Consider the following 13,307-nt stretch of genomic DNA (forward strand, 5'->3'; position numbering starts at 1 on the left):
ATAAAGCAAACTTGTTTAACCATGTTTCTTATACATTGAAACACTCTTTCAACTAGTCACTATTTCTCGCACAATTTGAACGCGTTGTTTATTTAAACCATTACCGCTCATCCGTAAACTTCGTGCGCATGAAGATATCCAGCGGCGATCGCTTTAAAGCCCTCCTCAATGAGGCCAACATCAGATCCTCGGACTTTGCGAAGTTGTACAACGTAAAGCCCCAGGACGTGAACAACTGGTACAACCGCGGCGTACCGTCCTACCGAATGGATGAGATTGCCGGGCTGCTGACCGTCAACAGCCTGTGGCTGCGCACTGGCGAAGGTCCGAAGCATCCTGGCCGCCTGCAGGTTACCGATCAGTCAGGCAATATTTTTGTAGCCCAGGAAGTTCACGGAATCTACACCGCAATTATCAACTCGAGCGATGTAGAACTCCCGTTTTATAAAGAAACCTGCACTACGCTTGACGCAAATAAAACCCAAGTTATCGAAGTCCTGGGAATCAGCGTTCGTCTGCCGCGAGGTCATCTGGAATCCCTTGAAGTCGATCCGGCGCAAGCCATCTGCGCACCGATGACCGGCAACAGCATGGCGGAAAAGATCGAAGACAGTTCCACCCTCGCCATCGACCGCAGCCTGACGCAAGTGGTGGACGGCGCCATCTACGCCCTCGAACACGACGGCATGCTGCGAGTAAAATACCTCTACCGCCTCCCCGGCCGCGCTTTGCGTTTGCGCAGCCACAACAGCGCCGAATACCCCGACGAAGTGTTCAGCGCCGAGCAGATCCAGACCCAAAACATTCACATCCTGGGCTGGGTGTTCTGGTGGTCAACCCTCAACAAACCCCGCCCACCGGTGCCGTCCAAATAGTCTCGAACGAATTATTGAGAACGCGACAGCTCTGGATCGCCCTTTGGGCTGGGAATTCTTCAAAAAAATCAGTATGCTGCGCCCCACATTTGCGCATCGACCGTCCAGAACGGCCAGATCGCCCCGACAAGGCAGATGACTTTCTCGCCAAGTCCCACAGCCAGACGCAAGAATCTGGATGTACGTTTTGAAGGCTGGCGCGGCTTACCAAAAATAAGCCAAGCCAGTCCCCGAGAAGCCGGCCACAAGCCGGCTTTTTAATGCCTGGAAGAAAGTGATTCTGCGCGGTACCGGCTCAAAAAAGTCGCGAGCACCGACCTGCAGCGGGCACTCAGAACCCACGAAGCAAAAATCCCGCCCAGCTCGATCAGAAAATCCTTTAAGCATTGCAACAGTCCACTGTGCAAATCAGCCTCGGCATGCCCATCCGGCAAGTCGAGAAACTCGACCATGTAGGCATCCTTGAACACGTTCAAAGCTTCAGGGTGGGTTTGTCTCAGCACTGCCGAGACTTTTGCCCGTTGAGTGACCGAGCGCTCGAACAAGGTGGGCTTGAACTGGCGCTACAACTCACGACTCGACCATTTCTCCTGAATCGCCATACGTAAGTAGAACTTGCGCTCTTCAGACTGCTTGCTCTGGCCGAGGATGATCAGGTTTTGGGTCCAGGGTAATTGTCGCAGCAGTGCTGAGACTTTTGCGTCATGCCTGTACGCCTCGTAAAACTGACGCATACGAAAGAGGTTAGGACGTGTAAAGCCGCGCAATTCAGGTTGGGTACGCGCGAGGTGAGTTTTATAGCCCACGAGCTACAAAAATAGCCGAATGTCTTAATTTTGTAGCCTACAAGCATCAAATACATGCTGGACGACGAGCCGAATCCCACACACAATCGGCTCACCAAATGAGCCGAATAAAGCCCTTATTCGGCTCATCTCCCAGAGTACGAGCCTATGGAACACCTTCGCTGGATATGGCAACAGCCTGACTGGCCGCATTTTCACTGGCAACCTGAGCGCCTGGCGCCTTTGTTGCGCGAGTGCGTGCAGGCGCAAGGGCAACTGCTGGGCATGTCCAGTTCGGCGGGTAGAGCATTCAGCGCGCAAAGCGAGCTGGACACGCTGTTGCAGAACATCGTGACGTCATCCGCCATTGAAGGTGAGCAGTTGAACGTCGGTTCGGTGCGCTCATCTCTGGCGCGTCGCCTGGGTATCGAACAGGTCGATGGCCGCCGCGTGAGCAAGCGTAGCGAAGGGCTGGCGGAGTTGATGCTGGACGCGACCCAGCACTTCGATCAGCCGCTTACCCTCGCACGTTTGTTGCATTGGCATGAATGGTTGTTTGCTGCTCAAGACGACGACTTCATCCAGCAGCGAGTCCACGTCGGCGCGCTGCGCGGTAATGAACCGATGCAGGTGGTGTCGGGTCGTCTGGACAGACCAACCGTCCACTTCGAGGCTCCTTCCCGGCACGGGCTGGAGCAACAGCTCGAGGCCTTCCTCGACTGGTTCGAAATCAGCCGTGCTCAGGCCCAGCTTGATCCATTGCTGCGTGCCGGCATCGCTCACTTCTGGTTCGTCACGCTTCATCCCTTTGACGATGGCAACGGCCGCCTGACTCGGGCTATTACCGACCTGGCCCTCGCCCAGGCCGAGGATCAGGCAATCCGCTTTTACGCCATGTCGGCGAGCATTCTCGACGATCGGTCCGGCTATTACCGTGCATTGGAAACCAGTCAGAAAGCCACCCTGGATATCACCGACTGGCTCGAATGGTTTCTGCAGACACTATTGCGCAGCCTGCAACAAGCCATGACCCGTATCGAGTCAGTACTCGGCAAGGCCCGCTTTTGGCAGAAACACCGAGGCCTGACCCTGTCCGCGGAGCAGGCCAAAGTGCTCAATCGCCTGCTCGATGGTGGCGAGAACGGGTTTGAAGAGGGTATCAGTGCCGCCCAGTACCAGGCAGTAGCAAAAGTCTCCAAGGCCACCGCGACTCGCCACCTCGCTGAGTTGCTGGGTAAGGGTTACCTGATCCGTCTGCCCGGCGGCGGCCGTAGTACCCGGTACCAGATCAACCACCCGGACGGTACGAAGCCTTGAACTATCTTCGCCACGTACTGGCTGGTCGCCACTCCTTTCGTCACTTGGTCGGAAAACCACCAACACTGAAACTATGCTCCTAGGTGAGTTGTAACAGTTGTAACGGTAGGGAGTTGATGCAAGATAAATGTGTATCAAGGACTTGAAAAAATGCCTTCCACCGCTTATCCATTGCCTGGATCGTCACGCAGAGCACTGCTGCTCGACCTGTCAAACGATGAACGGTTATATACCACCCTGCACCTGCCCGCTTGGACCTTCGACCGGATCACCTCGGCAAGCAATAACCAAGCCCTGCTGAAACAAGGCCTCTATCGCATCGGGGTCGCCCTGTTGCCGAACAACCTGACGGAGCAGCAGCGCGAGCAGGTCGAGGCCTTGCTCAGTGCCGACGAGCACCTCTCCTGGATCGCCCTGACCAACCCGGAGAACCTCGAGGATCTGGAGTTCCGCCGGTTGATCTACGAGCATTTCTACGACTACTTCTCGTTGCCGCTGGACGACAACTACAGCCACCTGAAACACGCCCTCGGCCACCTGCATGGCATGTCCATGCTGCGCGATCTGGAGCAGGAAATGCTGCTGCCGATCGAGGAGTGCCAGATGGTCGGCGGCACCAAGCAATTTCTCGCGATCTTCGACCTGATCCGCCGGGTCGCGGCGGTCGAAGCGCCGGTGCTGATCCGCGGCGAGACGGGCGTCGGCAAGGAGATGATCGCCCGCGCCATCCACCAGCGCTCCAAGCAACACGCAGGCCCCTTCGTTGCGGTGAATTGCGGTGCCCTGCCCGAATCCCTGATCTATGCCGAGTTGTTCGGTTATGAAAAGGGCGCCTTCACCGGCGCCTACAAACGCAAGATCGGGCGCATCGAATCGGCCCAATCCGGCACCATCTTTCTCGACGAGATCGGCGATCTTCCGCCCCAGCTGCAGGTTTATCTGCTGCGTTTTCTCGAACAGAAGACCATCGAACGCCTCGGCGGTAACCAGAGCGTGGCGGTCAACGCGCGGGTGCTGGCGGCGACCCACGTCAATCTGGAACAGGCGGTAATCGATGGGCGTTTTCGCGAAGATCTCTACTATCGCCTGAATGTCCTCAATATCGACGTGCCGTGCCTGGCAGAACGCGGCAGTGACATCGAGTTGTTGGCTCGTTATTTCCTGCACAAATTCGCCAAGGAGCAAGAGAGTAGTGTGCGCGGCTTCACCCACCAGGCCATCGCCGCCATGCTGTGTTATGGCTGGCCGGGCAATGTCCGCGAGCTGATCAACCGCATCCGCCGTGCGCTGGTGATGAGCGAGAACCACATGATTACCCCCAGGGACCTGGGGCTGGAGGAAAGTGAAGAACTGCTTGAGGTCAAACCCCTGGAACAGGTGCGGGCGCATGCGGAAGAACTGGCGGTGCGCAGCTGCCTGAACCATTCGATGAACAATGTATCCCACGCATCCAGGCTGCTCGGTGTGTCCCGCGTCACCCTGTACCGGATAATGGACAAGTACGGCATCCGTTGAGACACGACTGGCTCGCTTTTTGCACATTTTCTCCCCAGTTCGGGAGGAAAAACGATTATGTACCGGCGAGAGCGACGCTCGACCAACCGCAAAGCACCGCTGAAGAGGCGTGCGGATGATGTCGACAATGTGGGGTCGGAGCAAAAAGCCGACCACTACACCTTTCCCTTATTCGCTGCCCCGCCCTTCCTGACCAGGTATCACCGTCACCGCAAATACCTCTTGTGCCAGCGGTTCCATCCCAGTGTTACGCCGATGATCCTGCTATGGGATGAGAACGAGGACGCCGAACCCGAACTGCAGCCCTGAATTCACACCAGCCATCCCCTCCTTGACCGCCTGGCTTACGCCGAATTGAGACCATTTTCAGATCATTTTTTAATCAGCCGATATTTGACTATGACTCTCCTGTACAAAAATGAACAACTATCATGATAAATTGCCGCCTGAGTGTTCAGAAAACGAACAGTGAGAAAAGACGTTCTGTGCCGCAAATCGGCAGCCGTCCTCAACAATATCTCGGTACAGAAAAGGATCTCGACCGCAGTGGCCGGACCGATGGATTCGCCCGCCTATTTGCCCCAACCCCCTCTCTCTGCTAGTGTCGCGCCGGTTTAACGTCAACCGGGATAGCCGCCATGGCCCGCAAAAAAGCTGCACTGGATTTCGAACAATCCCTCGCTGACCTGCAATCGCTGGTCGAGCGTCTGGAGAACGGCGAGCTGTCGCTGGAAGACTCGTTGACGGCCTTCGAACAAGGCATCGGCCTGACCCGCGATTGCCAGGCTGCGCTGGCCCAGGCCGAGCAGAAGGTACAGATTCTGCTGGAGCGCGACGGGGAGCTGGCCGAGGAACCCTTCGACGCGGAACAACCGCAATGATTGCCGCCTATCAGGCCAGCAGTCAGGCCCGCGTCAACGCTGCACTGGAAACCCTGTTTTGCGCCCCCAGCCCTGAGCTGGCCCGCTTGTATGAAGCCATGCGCTACAGCGTGATGAATGGCGGCAAGCGCGTGCGCCCGCTGCTGGCCTACGCGGCCTGCGAAGCATTGGGTGGTAAGGCCGAGCAAGCCAACGGCGCGGCCTGTGCGGTGGAGCTGATTCACGCGTATTCGCTGGTACATGATGATTTGCCGGCGATGGACGACGACGATCTGCGTCGCGGCCAGCCGACCACCCATAAGAAATTCGACGAAGCCTGCGCGATTCTCGCCGGTGACGGTCTGCAAAGCCTGGCGTTCAGTGCCTTGCTCGACCCGCGCCTGAGTTCGTCAGACGCCGAAACCCGTCTGCAGATGGTCGGCGCCCTGGCGTTGGCGGCAGGCCCGGCGGGTATGGTTGGCGGCCAGGCCATCGACCTCGGTTCGGTCGGCCTCAAGCTCGATCAAGCGGCGCTGGAATACATGCACCGGCACAAGACCGGCGCGCTGATCGAAGCCAGCGTCAAACTGGGCGCCCTGGCCAGCGGGCGCGCCGAGAAAACCGAACTCAAATCCTTGCAGACGTATGCACAGGCCATCGGTCTGGCGTTTCAGGTGCAGGACGACATCCTCGACGTCGAAAGCGATACCGAGACCCTCGGCAAACGCCAGGGCGCCGACATCGCCCGGGACAAACCGACCTATCCGGCGCTGCTCGGCCTGGAAGCGGCCAAGGCTTATGCCTTGGAGCTGCGCGATCAAGCCTTGCACGCCCTGCGACCGTTTGACGCGTCGGCCGAGCCGTTGCGGGACCTGGCGCGCTATATAGTCGAGCGTCGCAGCTGAAAAAGCCGCGACTCTGGGCCGCATATTGGTCAACTTCCGACCTCCCGTGGGCAGCTTGCGATCCATAAGGTAAACTGCCGCCTCTTCTTATACCTATAACGATTCGCCTGATGCCCACGACGTTTCATGAGATCCCCCGCAAACGCCCTGCCACGCCCTTGCTCGACCGTGCCGACACGCCGGCCGGCCTGCGCCGGTTAGGTGAAGCCGAGCTCGAAACCCTGGCCGATGAATTGCGCCAGGAGCTGCTCTATACGGTCGGCCAGACGGGAGGGCATTTCGGTGCCGGCCTTGGCGTCATCGAGCTGACCGTTGCGCTGCATTACGTCTTCGACACCCCGGACGACCGGCTGGTGTGGGACGTGGGCCATCAGGCGTATCCGCACAAGATCCTCACCGGCCGTCGCGAGCGCATGAGCACCCTGCGCCAGAAGGACGGCATTGCGGCCTTCCCGCGCCGCTCCGAGAGCGAATACGACACCTTTGGCGTCGGCCATTCCAGCACCTCGATCAGTGCAGCGCTGGGCATGGCGATTGCCGCCCGCCTGCAGAACAGCGAGCGCAAGGCGATCGCGGTGATCGGCGACGGCGCCTTGACCGCCGGCATGGCTTTCGAAGCGCTGAACCATGCGCCGGAAGTCGACGCCAACATGCTGGTGATCCTCAACGACAACGACATGTCGATCTCGCGCAACGTCGGCGGGCTGTCGAATTATCTGGCGAAAATCCTCTCCAGCCGCACTTACGCAAGCATGCGCGAGGGCAGCAAAAAGGTCCTGTCGCGCCTGCCTGGCGCCTGGGAAATCGCCCGTCGCACCGAAGAATACGCAAAAGGCATGTTGGTCCCGGGCACGCTGTTCGAAGAGCTGGGCTGGAACTACATCGGCCCGATCGATGGCCACGACCTGCCGACACTGATCGCCACCCTGCGTAACATGCGTGACCTCAAGGGTCCGCAGTTCCTGCATGTGGTCACCAAGAAAGGCAAAGGTTTCGCCCCAGCCGAAGTCGACCCGATCGGCTACCACGCCATCACCAAACTCGAACCTCTGGATGCTCCGGCCGCAGCGCCAAAAAAAGCCGGCGGACCGAAGTATTCCAGCGTGTTCGGCGAATGGCTGTGTGACATGGCCGCTTCCGATCCGCGCCTGGTCGGGATCACTCCGGCGATGAAGGAAGGCTCCGACCTGGTGGCCTTCAGCGAACGTTTCCCGCTGCGCTATTTCGACGTGGCGATTGCCGAACAGCACGCTGTGACCTTCGCTGCCGGCATGGCCTGCGAAGGCGCCAAGCCGGTAGTGGCGATCTATTCGACCTTCCTGCAACGCGGTTACGACCAGCTGGTGCATGACGTCGCGGTGCAGAACCTCGACGTGCTGTTCGCCATCGACCGTGCGGGGCTGGTGGGTGAAGACGGTCCGACCCACGCTGGCAGTTTCGACCTGTCGTTCCTGCGCTGCATCCCCGGCATGCTGGTGATGACCCCGAGCGACGAGAACGAACTGCGCAAAATGCTCAGCACCGGCCATCTCTATAACGGCCCGGCCGCTGTGCGTTACCCGCGCGGCACCGGTCCGAATGCACCGATCGAGAAAAGCCTCGAACCGATTGAAATCGGCAAAGGCGTGATCCGCCGTCAGGGCAGCAACGTCGCTCTGCTGGTGTTCGGTGTGCAACTGAGTGAGGCGCTGAAAGTCGCCGAGAAGCTCGATGCGACAGTGGTCGACATGCGTTTCGTCAAACCATTGGACGAAGCCCTGGTTCGGGAAATGGCCGCCCGTCATGAGTTGCTGGTGACCATCGAAGAGAACGCGATCATGGGCGGCGCCGGCGGTGCGGTCAGCGAGTTCCTTGCCCGGGAAAATATCCTCAAGTCCATGCTGCATCTGGGCTTGCCGGACGTTTACGTCGAACACGCCAAACCTGCGCAAATGCTCGCCGAGTGTGGTCTGGACGAAGACGGCATTGAAGCGTCCGTTCGCGAGCGCTTGCAGCTTCTAGGGTTGTAAACCCGCCCCCGTAGAAGATCGGGGTACCTGGACGCCAGAGATCTAAAAGTTACTTCTGTGCTGTCCACACCGACGCCTTCGCGGGCAAGCCCGCTCCCACAGGTGATTGCGTACTCCTGTGGGAGCGTGGCTTGCCCGCGAAGCAGGCGCCTCGGTCTCACAAATCCGGCGCTATCAACTCACAGCAGAACCGCCAGCCAATTGCGCATCAACCGAGCTGACGTGGAATGCGGTAGAGGTAGAACAGCACCGTCGTGGACAGCGCCAGCAGAATCAGCGGCACCGCTTCGAGACCGACGAACACCGCCAGCGCAGCGATCCACGCCGGCAGCCCGGCGGCCAGGAACGCTGTCCGGCGCTTGGCAGCCAAAGCAACCCAGGCGGCAGGTTCTTCAGGGGTGTCGAGGGCTTTCTGGGTGGCGATCAAGGCATGCTTGTAGCCGCCGAAGAAACGCAGGCTGACGAACATCGATGCCATGCCGGCGATAAAGAACGGCATCGCCAGAACCGGCAACACAGCCTCAGTCTTGCCGAACACAGCGTTAATCACCAACAGCGGCAACAAGGACAGCGCCAGGTATTGCCACCAGCTGACGGACAGACGCCGCCGCACTTGACCGCGGGTCACGCCCGATCAGCCTCGCCCTGGTGCTCGTTGCCCATCATGTGGTCGAGCTTGTTGGCCTTGGTGGCCAGGTAGAGTTTGTTGTGCGGGTTGTGCCCGGTGTGCAGCGGCACGCGCTCGGCGACCACGATGCCCATCTCGGTCAACGCTTTGACCTTGCGCGGGTTGTTGGTCATCAGGCGCAAGGATTTCACCCCCAGATGCTCAAGCATCGGCAGGCAGATGGCGTAGTCGCGCTGATCGGCAGCAAAGCCCAGACGCTCGTTGGCTTCAACGGTGTCGGCGCCGCCATCCTGCAATTCATAGGCGCGAATCTTGTTCAGCAAGCCAATGCCCCGACCTTCCTGACGCAAATACAGCAACACGCCACGGCCTTCGCGGGCGATCGCCTGCAAGGCAGCCTCGAGTTGCGAGCCGCAGTCGCAACGCTGGCTGAACAAGGCATCGCCGGTCAGACATTCAGAGTGCAACCGGCCGAGCACCGGTGTGCCGTCAGCGAAGTCACCCAGGCTGAGTACAACGTGCTCGCGGCCAGTGGCTTCATCGAGAAAGCCATGCATGGTGAATTGCGCAAAAGGGGTTGGCAGCTTGGAAGCAGCGACGAAAACGACGGGCACCGTGTGCTCCTGATCTGTATGAGGACTGGAGATTCGCAGAGGCGGCATTGTAACAGCAGGTTCCAACAGACGCTTAGGCTGAATTATCGGCTATAACGATCAAGATGTTCGATCACTATCCCGCTGGCTTGCTGTTTTCGATCCCTCAGACGAAGTACCACACCAGGCCTTGCATCGCCAACCAGGCAAACACACCGGCCAGCACGTCATCGAGCATGATCCCGACACCGCCGTGCACATGCCGGTCGATCCAGCGAATCGGCCATGGCTTGAGAATGTCGAAGAAGCGGAACATCAGGAATCCCGCCAACAACCAGTACCAACCTTGCGGCACCAGCCACAGGGTGATCCACATCCCGACCATTTCGTCCCAGACGATGCCCTGGTGGTCGCGGACCCGCAGATCATCGGCAACCTTGCCGCACAGCCAGAAGCCGAACAGCATGGTGATGCCGAGCATCAGCCAGTAACCCCAATCGGGCAACATCTGCCACAACGGGATAAAGGGCAGCGCAACCAACGAACCCCAGGTGCCGGGCGCTTTGGGCAAGGTGCCCGAACCGAAGCCGAACGCCAGGAAATGCCAGGGATTACGCCAGACCGAAGGCGGCACGAACTCTGCCGAGCCCTGTTTGGGATGATCTGTCACGGTGTCTCCTGGAAATGTTGATAACCCCGGGTAGCCGGGGTGATGTCTTGTCCGTCGGCGGCTAAAAGGGTTACGCCCTGCCCGGCCACGACGCGACCGATCACCTGCACCGGCCAGCCATCCGCCAGCAACTGCGGCAGCTCGGCGGGCGGCAAGGTAAAGGCCAGCACGTAGTCATCGCCGCCGCTGAGGGCTGCAACCCGGGCCGCATTCTCGCCGAGAAACGCCAGCAGTGCCTTGGACAACGGCAGCTTTTCGTTTTCGATCAGCAAGCCGACAGCTGAAGCCAAAGCGATATGCCCGCAGTCGGCGAGCAGGCCATCGGAGATATCCAGCGCCGAGGTCGCCTTGCCGCGCAATGCCTGGCCCAACGCGAGTTGCGGTTGTGGCGACCAGTAGTGCGTCAGCAACGGCTCGGCGATAGCCGGTTCGGCTGTGCGCTGCCCCAACACCAGCGGCAAGGCGCCCGCCGCATTCCCCAGTTCGCCGCCGACACACAACAAATCACCCGGTTGCGCGCCGCTGCGGGTCAGGGCCAGACCTGCCGGCACGCGGCCGAACACGGTCATGGTCAGACTCAACGGACCGCGAGTGGTATCGCCGCCTACCAGCCGCACGCCGCAGCTTTGCGCCATGGCGTTCAAACCACGGGCAAAGGCTTGCAGCCAATCGGCAGCATCCGTCGGCAAGGTCAGGGCAAGGGTAAATGCCAGAGGTGATGCGCCCATGGCGGCCAGATCGCTGACCGCCACCGCCAGCGAACGCTGACCGAGCAGAAAGGGGTCGCAGGGGTCTGCGAAATGCACACCGGCCACGAGGGTGTCGGTGGAGATAGCCAACTGTTCCCCTGGGGGAACAGCCAGCAAGGCGCAATCATCGCCGATCCCCAATGCAACGCCTTCGCCTGCCTGCGCACAAGGCGCGGCAGCGAAGTAGTTACGGATCAGTTCAAACTCGCCCATGGCTTCGTGTCGACATTTCAAGCGCCAATCAGCGCTTGAACGCCTTCACTTCAGCTTCACGCAGACGCGGGGCCAGTTTGTCGAGCACACCGTTGACGAACTTGTGGCCGTCGGTGGAACCGTAGACCTTGGCCAGTTCGATCCCTTCGTTGATCACCACGCGGTATGGAACGTCGACGCGCTTGAGCAGCTCCCAGGTGGACAGGCGCAGGACCGCCAGTTCAACCGGATCGAGCTCGTCAATGGTGATGTCCAGGCACGGAGCGAGCGCAGAATCGATCTCGGTCTTGTGCGCCGGCACGCCGTGCAGGATTTCACGGAAGTACGCCGAATCGACGTCGGTGAAATCGTTATCGACCCGGAACTGCGCTTCGATCTCGTTCAGCGAAGTCTTGGCCATGTGCCATTGATACAGCGCCTGAGTCGCGAGCTGACGGGCTTCGCGACGCTTGACGCTCTTGGATGGCTTGCCAGCGTCCGCAGGTTTCGGATCGCGCGGGTTGAAACGATCGCTTTCGTCGCTAATCACTTGGCCTCCAACTGCGCCAGCAGGCTGACCATTTCCAGAGCGGACAAGGCAGCTTCGGCACCTTTGTTACCGGCTTTGGTGCCGGAACGTTCAATAGCTTGCTCGATCGAGTCGACCGTCAGCACGCCGAAGGCGACCGGCACGCCGAACTCCATGGACACCTGGGCCAGGCCCTTGGTGCATTCGCCAGCCACGTATTCGAAATGCGGAGTGCCGCCACGAATGACCGCACCCAGGGCGATGATCGCCGCGTATTCGCTTTGCTGAGCGACTTTCTGCGCAACCAGCGGAATTTCGAAGGCGCCAGGCGCACGGATGATGGTGATGTCGCTTTCGCTCACGCCATGGCGAACCAGGGCATCCACGGCACCGCTCACCAGGCTTTCGACGACGAAGCTGTTGAAGCGGCCGACCACCAGGGCATAGCGGCCTTTGGGGGCGATGAAGGTACCTTCGATGGTCTTCAGGGTCATTCGACAAATCTCTTAAAGAGCCGGGACGCGTTCAGTACACGTCCCTCAGTGATATTTGAACCGCGAATCAAAGGCCGGAACAGCCGGTCTTTATTCGGAGGGCACGTATTCTACAACTTCCAGATCGAAACCGGATATCGCATTAAATTTCATTGGTGCACTCATCAGGCGCATTTTGCGTACGCCGAGGTCACGCAGGATCTGCGAACCGGCACCGACGATGCTGTAGGTGGTCGGTTTTTTTACCGGAAGGTGCTCCGCGGTTTCACGGATATGCGCCAGCACCACGTCACCATCGAGCGGGTGACCGAGCAACAGCACCACACCGCTGCCGGCCTCGGCCACTGCGCTCATGGCCGCACGCAGGCTCCAGCGGCCGGGCTGCTTGACCATCAACAGGTCGCGCAGCGGGTCCATGTTGTGCACGCGGACCAGGGTCGGCTCGTCAGCGCAAATGGTGCCCAGGGTCAGCGCCATGTGCACGTCGCCTTCCACTGAATCACGATAGGTCACCAGATTGAACTGGCCCAGTTCGCTGTCCAATGGCTGCTCGGCAATCCGCTGAACGGTACGTTCGTGGATCATCCGGTAGTGAATCAGGTCGGCGATGGTGCCGATCTTGATGTTGTGTTCGGCAGCAAAGGCTTCGAGTTCGGCACGACGGGACATGGTGCCGTCGTCGTTCATCACTTCGCAGATCACTCCGCTCGGCTCGAAACCAGCCATCCGTGCCAGATCGCAGGCGGCTTCGGTGTGGCCGGCGCGGGCCAGCGTACCGCCGGCCTGGGCCATCAGCGGGAAGATGTGGCCCGGGCTGACGATGTCTTCAGCCTTGGCGTCTTTGGCGGCGGCGGCCTGCACGGTGCGCGCACGGTCGGCAGCGGAAATACCGGTGGTGACGCCTTCAGCGGCTTCGATCGAGACGGTGAACTTGGTGCCGAAACCGGAACCGTTGCGCGGTGCCATCAACGGCAGCTTGAGCAGTTCGCAACGCTCGCGGCTCATCGGCATGCAGATCAGGCCACGGGCGTGCTTGGCCATGAAGTTGATGTGCTCGGGCAGGCAGCACTCGGCGGCCATGATCAGGTCGCCTTCGTTCTCGCGGTCTTCGTCATCCATGAGGATGACCATCTTGCCTTGGCGGATGTCTTCAACCAGTTCTTCGATGCTATTGAGCGCCACAAGG

Annotated in this window: 13 protein-coding genes and 1 pseudogene; 6 read left to right on the top strand and 8 right to left on the bottom strand. The window is 59.8% G+C overall.

The window, feature by feature from the left end; all coding sequences use genetic code 11:
* Positions 1-128: 128 nt before the first annotated feature.
* On the top strand, positions 129-875 hold the full coding sequence (locus AC3I0A_RS23960; protein ID WP_489375037.1) for a S24 family peptidase: 747 nt from the start codon (positions 129-131) through the stop codon (positions 873-875).
* 300 nt (positions 876-1,175) lie between these two features.
* On the opposite strand, the pseudogene AC3I0A_RS23965 reads toward AC3I0A_RS23960, so the two are convergent.
* Positions 1,176-1,666 (bottom strand): annotated as a pseudogene (locus tag AC3I0A_RS23965) (PDDEXK nuclease domain-containing protein); the annotation flags it as partial.
* A 162-nt stretch (positions 1,667-1,828) separates the two neighbouring features.
* Between AC3I0A_RS23965 and AC3I0A_RS23970 the strand changes: the two are divergent.
* The 5 genes from AC3I0A_RS23970 (at position 1,829) to dxs (ending at position 8,266) form a co-directional block, all read left to right on the top strand.
* Positions 1,829-2,977, top strand: a complete 1,149-nt coding sequence (locus AC3I0A_RS23970; RefSeq protein WP_489375038.1) for a Fic family protein — start codon at positions 1,829-1,831, stop codon at positions 2,975-2,977.
* A gap of 150 nt (positions 2,978-3,127) precedes the next feature.
* Positions 3,128-4,492 (top strand): sigma-54 dependent transcriptional regulator, encoded by a 1,365-nt coding sequence (locus AC3I0A_RS23975; RefSeq protein WP_489375039.1) that lies wholly within the window; start codon positions 3,128-3,130, stop codon positions 4,490-4,492.
* Positions 4,493-5,130: 638 nt separating this feature from the next.
* Positions 5,131-5,373, top strand: a complete 243-nt coding sequence (locus tag AC3I0A_RS23980; RefSeq protein ID WP_489375040.1) for an exodeoxyribonuclease VII small subunit — start codon at positions 5,131-5,133, stop codon at positions 5,371-5,373.
* Positions 5,370-6,257, top strand: coding sequence for a (2E,6E)-farnesyl diphosphate synthase (gene ispA, locus AC3I0A_RS23985; protein ID WP_489375041.1), 888 nt, complete (start codon positions 5,370-5,372; stop codon positions 6,255-6,257). Before AC3I0A_RS23980 ends, ispA begins: the two co-directional genes overlap by 4 nt.
* 110 nt (positions 6,258-6,367) lie before the next feature.
* A complete protein-coding gene (gene dxs / locus AC3I0A_RS23990; RefSeq protein WP_489375042.1) occupies positions 6,368-8,266 on the top strand; it encodes a 1-deoxy-D-xylulose-5-phosphate synthase in 1,899 nt (632 codons plus the stop codon).
* Between the two features lie 208 nt (positions 8,267-8,474).
* Here the strand turns inward: dxs and AC3I0A_RS23995 are convergent, their stop codons facing one another.
* The 7 genes from AC3I0A_RS23995 to ribBA all read right to left on the bottom strand — a co-directional run bounded on the left by AC3I0A_RS23995 (position 8,475) and on the right by ribBA (position 13,303).
* Complete coding sequence (locus tag AC3I0A_RS23995; protein WP_489375043.1) at positions 8,475-8,894, bottom strand: MFS transporter; 420 nt, start codon at positions 8,892-8,894, stop codon at positions 8,475-8,477.
* Entirely contained in the window at positions 8,891-9,508 is a 618-nt protein-coding gene (ribA, locus tag AC3I0A_RS24000; RefSeq protein ID WP_489375044.1) for a GTP cyclohydrolase II, read from the bottom strand. Before ribA ends, AC3I0A_RS23995 begins: the two co-directional genes overlap by 4 nt.
* A 145-nt stretch (positions 9,509-9,653) precedes the next feature.
* Positions 9,654-10,157, bottom strand: coding sequence for a phosphatidylglycerophosphatase A family protein (locus AC3I0A_RS24005; protein ID WP_489375045.1), 504 nt, complete (start codon positions 10,155-10,157; stop codon positions 9,654-9,656).
* Positions 10,154-11,119, bottom strand: coding sequence for a thiamine-phosphate kinase (thiL, locus tag AC3I0A_RS24010; RefSeq protein WP_489375046.1), 966 nt, complete (start codon positions 11,117-11,119; stop codon positions 10,154-10,156). The genes AC3I0A_RS24005 and thiL overlap by 4 nt, the downstream gene beginning before the upstream one ends.
* Positions 11,120-11,147: 28 nt before the next feature.
* A complete protein-coding gene (gene nusB / locus AC3I0A_RS24015; protein WP_419116606.1) occupies positions 11,148-11,648 on the bottom strand; it encodes a transcription antitermination factor NusB in 501 nt (166 codons plus the stop codon).
* Positions 11,645-12,121 carry a 6,7-dimethyl-8-ribityllumazine synthase gene (gene ribH, locus AC3I0A_RS24020; protein ID WP_028944446.1) on the bottom strand — a complete coding sequence of 159 codons (477 nt, stop codon included), beginning with the start codon at positions 12,119-12,121 and terminating at the stop codon, positions 11,645-11,647. The genes nusB and ribH overlap by 4 nt, the downstream gene beginning before the upstream one ends.
* Before the next feature lie 90 nt (positions 12,122-12,211).
* Positions 12,212-13,303, bottom strand: a complete 1,092-nt coding sequence (gene ribBA, locus AC3I0A_RS24025; RefSeq protein ID WP_489375047.1) for a bifunctional 3,4-dihydroxy-2-butanone-4-phosphate synthase/GTP cyclohydrolase II — start codon at positions 13,301-13,303, stop codon at positions 12,212-12,214.
* Positions 13,304-13,307: the final 4 nt, after the last annotated feature.

It is taken from the genome of Pseudomonas sp. KH_024_B2 (assembly GCF_057839965.1).

Excerpts from the sequence above, each read along its gene's own strand:
- AC3I0A_RS23960 (WP_489375037.1), top strand. The coding sequence starts at position 129 with ATGAAGATATCCAGCGGCGATCGCTTTAAAGCCCTCCTCAATGAGGCC.
- AC3I0A_RS23970 (WP_489375038.1), top strand. The coding sequence starts at position 1,829 with ATGGAACACCTTCGCTGGATATGGCAACAGCCTGACTGGCCGCATTTT.
- AC3I0A_RS23975 (WP_489375039.1), top strand. The coding sequence starts at position 3,128 with ATGCCTTCCACCGCTTATCCATTGCCTGGATCGTCACGCAGAGCACTG.
- AC3I0A_RS23980 (WP_489375040.1), top strand. The coding sequence starts at position 5,131 with ATGGCCCGCAAAAAAGCTGCACTGGATTTCGAACAATCCCTCGCTGAC.
- ispA (WP_489375041.1), top strand. The coding sequence starts at position 5,370 with ATGATTGCCGCCTATCAGGCCAGCAGTCAGGCCCGCGTCAACGCTGCA.
- dxs (WP_489375042.1), top strand. The coding sequence starts at position 6,368 with ATGCCCACGACGTTTCATGAGATCCCCCGCAAACGCCCTGCCACGCCC.
- thiL (WP_489375046.1), bottom strand. The coding sequence starts at position 11,119 with ATGGGCGAGTTTGAACTGATCCGTAACTACTTCGCTGCCGCGCCTTGT.
- ribH (WP_028944446.1), bottom strand. The coding sequence starts at position 12,121 with ATGACCCTGAAGACCATCGAAGGTACCTTCATCGCCCCCAAAGGCCGC.